This is a genomic window from Streptomyces gardneri, from assembly GCF_006539185.1.
Taxonomy (GTDB): domain Bacteria; phylum Actinomycetota; class Actinomycetes; order Streptomycetales; family Streptomycetaceae; genus Streptomyces; species Streptomyces gardneri.
The window spans coordinates 1-5,944 of sequence record NZ_BJMN01000104.1; the positions used below are offsets into that span (position 1 = coordinate 1).

The 5,944-nt window shown below is 65.9% G+C and carries 3 protein-coding genes and 1 pseudogene; all 4 read left to right on the forward strand.

Features of this window, described 5'->3' with window-relative positions:
- The coding region (locus SGA01_RS41395) for an ATP-binding protein (protein ID WP_167534300.1) at positions 1–2,035 on the forward strand (2,035 nt) is incomplete at its 5' end.
- On the forward strand, positions 2,032–4,350 hold the full coding sequence (locus SGA01_RS40340; protein WP_141303366.1) for a WD40 repeat domain-containing protein: 2,319 nt from the start codon (positions 2,032–2,034) through the stop codon (positions 4,348–4,350). The genes SGA01_RS41395 and SGA01_RS40340, both read left to right, overlap by 4 nt.
- Positions 4,351–4,591: 241 nt before the next feature.
- On the forward strand, positions 4,592–5,275 hold the full coding sequence (locus tag SGA01_RS40345) for an RES domain-containing protein (RefSeq protein ID WP_141303368.1): 684 nt from the start codon (positions 4,592–4,594) through the stop codon (positions 5,273–5,275).
- Positions 5,276–5,735: 460 nt separating this feature from the next.
- A pseudogene (locus tag SGA01_RS40350) lies at positions 5,736–5,944 on the forward strand (XRE family transcriptional regulator); the annotation flags it as partial.

Below are 5,944 nucleotides of genomic sequence, written 5' to 3' on the forward strand. Positions count from 1 at the left end.
CAACTATGAGGACGATGACGAGGGTGGCCTGGATGAGGAGTTCGCCGAGGGCATCGACGAACAGCTGAGCGTGGTGGCCCAGTGGTGGGGGCCGGACGGATCCCGCCCGGGCTTCCGGCAGGTGCCCGCCGCGGACCTGTGCTCGCGGGACGACGTCGAGGACTTCCTACGGACGAAGAAAGTACGGGAAGCACAGGGCTTGGCTCTCGTCATGTTCATCACCGGCCATGGCATCAGTGGCTCGTCCGACGTTCACTTCCTCAAACTCCCGAAGTCGGACGACAAGCGGCCGCTGGCAACCGCCATACGGACGAGTGACGTCGTCGGAGCGGTGCTCGACTCGCATGTGAAGAACGTGCTGGTGATCGTCAACACCTGCTATGCGGGCAGCCTGCGCTCGGAACTCGACGCCCTGTACAAGAACGTCCGCCGTGATCGCCGCGAAGGCTGCCGTCTGGACGTGATTGCGACGTGCGGCCACGACCAGACCGTGCAGGTGCGCAGGTTTTCGACCCTGCTGCGCGACGTGCATCGACGGCTGCGGACGAATGCCGGCATCACCACGCCTCATCTCGCGGTAGCCGACTTCATCGCCGAGTACGAGAAGGGGCTGGCGAGCGAGGAGGACCGGCAGCGGTACCGGTTGCACCATCTCATCGATGGAAGCGGGTCTACTTTCCAGAGTCCGTGCCTTCCCAATCCTGGGTATGTCGATCGTCGCGCCGCCGGCTCGGTGCTGCAGGATCTGACCGCGGCCGAGTACTGGCTGGACCGGGCCACGGGACGTGTCCACGAGGCCGACGCCGGCTGGTATTTCCGTGGGAGGGAGGTGCTCAACCGTCGTGTCGCGTCCTTCCTCGGCCCTACACGGGACCGCGGCGTTCTTCTCGTCACGGGGGCTGTGGGCAGCGGCAAGTCGGCGGTCGTGGCCCGGGCCGTCGTGCTCAGCGATGCCTCGTTCCGTCAGGATCCTCTCTACAAGGAAGCGTTCGAGCTCACGGCCGCGGACACGATTCCTCCTGAGGGAGCCGTCAGTGCCGCCGTTCTGGCGCACCGCCGGACCGCCGCGCAGGTTGCCTCCGACATCCTGCAGGCTCTCGGCACCGAGCCGGAGCCGACGACGCAGCCGGCGGACGACGCCTTGGTGCGCTGGTCACAGCAGATCGTCGAAGTCATACGTGCCTCGGGCAAGCCCGTCACCATCGTCATCGACGGCCTGGACGAGACCGTCGAATACGCTCGAGTCCTTCGCGACATTCTTGAGCCCCTCGCCGAGTTCTGTTCCCCTCGTCTCCCTGGGCAACGTCAGGCGGAGGAACCGTCGCGCGACGTTCCTGATCCAGCTGTCCGTCTCGTCCTGGGAGTACGTTCCAGCCGGCCTCTGCCGGGCGCCGCCGGTGACGTCACCGAGGACGAGGAGTACGGACTCCTGAAGGCTCTTCGAGTGCTGTTTCCGGCAGCCGAGGTGGAGCGGACGGACGGTGATGACGCCCGCCGTGACATCGAGGAATACATGACGGCATTGATCAGCGCGGGCGGCCGGCACGACGTGGCGCGCAAGGTCGCCGCCGGGATCGCGCCGATGATCAGTCCTTCATTCATCGACGCACGCCTCGCCGGTGAACAATTGCGCGCGTCGTCCGACCCTGAAGCGATGGCGAGGGACACCGCGTGGCAGGGCCAGCTGAAGCAGGGCATTCGCGGCCTGCTGCAGAGAGACCTGGCACTAGTCGAGGCGGAAGGACTTCCTTTCGCGGTGGCTCTGGCCCTGCTGCGGGCGGCAGCCTTCGCCCAGGGCGCCGGTGTCCCCTGGTCCAACATCTGGCCCAACATCGCCGGAGTTTTCCTCCAGCAAAGCCTGCCTCCCCAGGAGTGGGACCTCATGATCGAGAAGCTGCTGACCGGCCGGCTCAGTGGCTACCTGGCCCATGACCACGAGGACGACCGCCGTGTGTACCGGCCCGCGCACGAAGCTTTGGCGTCGTTGCTGCGCAATACCCATGATGACCTGCTTGCCGATGAAGGTGCCCGATGACGGACCACCAGGAAGGCGGGCAGCCGCACATCGACGTTCACCGTCGGATCGCGGCCGCGCTCGCCGATCTCGTACCCGCCGATGCGGGAGTTCCGCCCCACCCTTACCTGCGACGCCACCTTGCTGAGCACGCGGCACGAGGCCAGGTACTTGATGACGCGCACGTACCGCCGGCATTGCTCCCCTGGGAAAGCAGCCGGGCGGTTCGTCGGCTCCTCGCAACAGATGACGGCAACCCCGAAGACAGCCGATGGCTCCGTACGTGGGCCGGACTGGAGCCCTTCGCACGGACGGTGGACCCTGTGTCGCTGATGACCAGCCTGCAGCTGGCTCACAGCATCGCCGGATACTCCGACGCCCAGTCCTCACGGCCGGCCGCGTTCGTCGACCCGCCGGTCACCTTGGAGTGGAGCGACAAGCCAACACTCCCCCGGCCGTGGGGTATCACCCGGTACACCGTCAAAGCCATGGCCGCCGTGCAAGACTTCCTGGGGCGAATCGCGCTGACCGCTGCCGGTGACGACCGTGGCAACCTGCACGTCTTACGCCCCGACGGAAGCAACGCCTACGCACCGCTGTCCGTGCACGACGGCATCATCGAGCACCTGCTCGCCCTGCCAGGAGGCATCGTCGTCAGCGGCGGAACCGATGGATCCGTGCACGTCATCGACGCACGCCACGGCCGCCACCTCGCGGAAGCGGTTCCTCGCCGCCCGGGAACATGGGTGTCCTCGCTGACCCTCTACCGGCCCCCGAACCACCCCCCGGTCATGCTGGCCGCCTTCAGTGACGGGCACCTCGCGGCCCTGAACATAGGGACGTTCCACGCCACAGAGGTGGCCCTGCCAGAGCACCTGTCCTACCCACCGGTTCTCACCGGCCTGCCTACCCCTGAAGGGTGGGACACCCTTCTCTACACCCAGCACGACGAAGTGCTGTCCTTCGACGGCACGCGGTCGACCCATCAGTTACGGACTGCGGCCAGGATCCGTGCCCTGGTCGCGCTCCCCGCATCTGCGTCTTTCGCCGTAGGCGATGAGGCGGGCAACCTCCTTCTTGGGACGCCTGGCACCATTGGCGCGGCCGCAGCGGTGCGCACCGCAGACATTGGCCAGCAGGCGACCCCTCCTTCCCGAAAAGCTGCCGTCACCGCGCTGATGGTCACCCAGGTGGACCGGCAGACGGCGCTGGTCGCCTCCGACGCTCATGGCACAGTCCAATTCTGGGAACTGCCGGACTTCCGGCCGATCGGCAATCCCCTGCCCGCACACACCGAGCCCATCACCGCACTCTCCTCCCTCCCCCTGGGGACCACGGAGCTGCTGCTCACGGCAGGAGCAGACTGCACTCTGCGCAGCCTGCAACTGACCGCAGAGGCCCTGTCCGCCGCGCCGCCGGTGCGGGAACGCATCACCGCAAGTTCCCTGTCGCCGACCATTCCGCACCTGCTTGCCACGGCCCGGGCCGGCTGCGTCGCGATCCGTGACATTGCGACGCAGCAGTCGGCGAGCACCATTCTCGACAGCGTGGACGTGACGGCCCTCGCCTGGCCCGGCATCAACGGCACGCAGCATCTGGCCGTCGCACTCGAGGACAACCGCATCCTGGTGATCGATCCCACGCACCCAGACAGCGACCCGCTTCACGAGCTCTCCGGCCATGATCTCCCCGCGCGGACGCTCGTCTCCCTGTCGGCCCCACAAGCCGACCTTTTGGCAAGTGCCGGCCCGGACGGGCGGATCTGCCTGTGGAACCTGCGCACGGGCGACCTTCTGGCTGATTTCCCTGACCACGATCTCAGCGTCCAGTGCCTGGCCACGACCCGCACACACGACAGCCTGCTGCTGGCCTCGGGCGGCAAGGACGGCAACCTCCGGGTCTGGGACACGCATACCTTGGAGCAACGTGGCCACACCATCAGGTGCGATCAGTTCACCGTCAACGATCTTGCATTCGTCCCAGGTCCGGACGGCATGCTGACGCTCGCCAGCGCAGGGCAGGACGGCTCTCTCAAATTGTGGAACGCGGTAAGCGGCAGCCAGGTTGGTCACTTCGACGCGGACGACGGCGAGCTCAGCGCAGTAACCGCACTGACGCTCACGGCGCAGCGACAGGTGCTTGTCGCCGCGGGGCGGAGCAGCATCCACGTCTGGGAGATGACTCAGGGGGCCAGGAAGCTCCTTCAGATCGTCACAGGCAGACCCATCAGAGCGCTGAGGACTGTGGCCGACCGCAGAAGGGACCAATCTTCCCTGTTGCTGGCCACTGGTGACGACGGGACCTCCGTGTTCCGGCTACACCTCGACCGCATCTGAAACGTGATGCGCCCTGTGCGTACCCCCGTGCTCCGGCTGTGTGCGTCCGCGCGCCACAACGACCGCCGTCACATGTAGAAGAACGTGGCGACAATGATCCACCCCGTGTGTCGCCAGCCGGGGTAGTTGGACTCTCTGAGATGAATCGAGGAGCGATGATCACAGCCTTATCCCGACTTGCCGGCCGTCCCGACGGGGGTTTTGCCGCACACTGGCAGGCCGACAAGACGGGAGGGCTCTCGTGACCGCCCAGAACGTCACCCTCATTCCCGCCCCCACCGAAGGTGTCTGGCGCCTGGGTCGGGCGAGCGCGCCGCTCCAGTACAACCGTGTCGAGCCGGAGACCGCCAGCGGCTCGAGTGCCGGCCGTTTCAGCCTCTACTCGTACGGGATGCTGTACTGCGCGAGCGCGATCACCGGCTGCTTCGCGGAAGCCCTGGCAACGTTCCGGGTGCCTCCCGAGATCCGCGACCTGATGCGCGACGCCGATCTCTCCAACACGGACCTCATGAAAGTCGGCCACATTCCGTCCAGCTGGCGGCAAGACCGCATCCTCGTTCGTCTCAAGCCGTCCGAGGAGGCTCGCTTCCTCGATGTGGACGCAGAGGAGACACGAGAGGTTCTCACCCGGGAACTCGCCACGACACTCCAGGAGTGGAACATCACCGGGCCGCTGACCGACGAGCACATCCACGGCCGCGATCGCCGCGTCGCCCGTCAGATCGCGGCGTGGGCCGTCAGCAGGCGCAATGAAGCTGGTCACCAGCTCGTCGAAGGCATCGCTTACCGATCCGGCTACGGCGGCAGAAGGTGCTGGGCGATACTCCGCGACACCGAACTGAAGGAAGTGGAGCGCAGAGCCATCCACGTGGAGTCGGCGGAGCTCAAGGAAGTGGCACTCGAGTACGGACTCACCGTGCGTTGACGCAGTTAGGTCGTTCGGCCGTACGCGCTGTCACCTGATCTAGTCAACGCTGCACGGCCGACGAACCGGTCGATCCGTCGGCGCTCTACACGAACGCGCTGGCCGGACGCGTCCATCGAATCCTCCAAGCAGGGATTTAGGTGTGTTTTCCATGGTGGAAAGCTGTGGAGTAAGGGTGTGCTATACGGGTACGCTTCACTCAACAGGACTAGGGAGAAGCCATGTTGAAGACACTGATAGATCAGTTACCAGGGCTCAGCCACGAGCACGTCCCACTCAGCACGTCCCCACTCCTCCTCAAGGCCGAGACGGTGTGCTGCCCACAGCAGCAAGCAGGACGCGAGCAGAAGCGGCTCTCTTAGCCCTCGCCCACCAGCACCCGCACCCATCGCCACACCCAATCTGTGGCACGCCTCTCGCTGACACAGCCTTACCGGTAGTCGGCGAGGAACGAGGAGACATGCAGACACAGCAGACTGAGCGAGCACGCTCAGCCGAAGCCGAAGCACGCGCCCACCAGGCATCCATGGACGCCCCGATCCCCGAGATCGCGCAGTTCCTCCAGGACACCTTCAGCCAGCGCACAGTGGCCTTCCTCGCCGGTATCAAAGACGTCAAGCAGGTCGGCAGGTGGTGCAAGGAGCAAAACGCACCGCGCTACGACTCCGA

Excerpts from the sequence above, each read along its gene's own strand:
- SGA01_RS40340 (WP_141303366.1), top strand. The coding sequence starts at position 2,032 with ATGACGGACCACCAGGAAGGCGGGCAGCCGCACATCGACGTTCACCGT.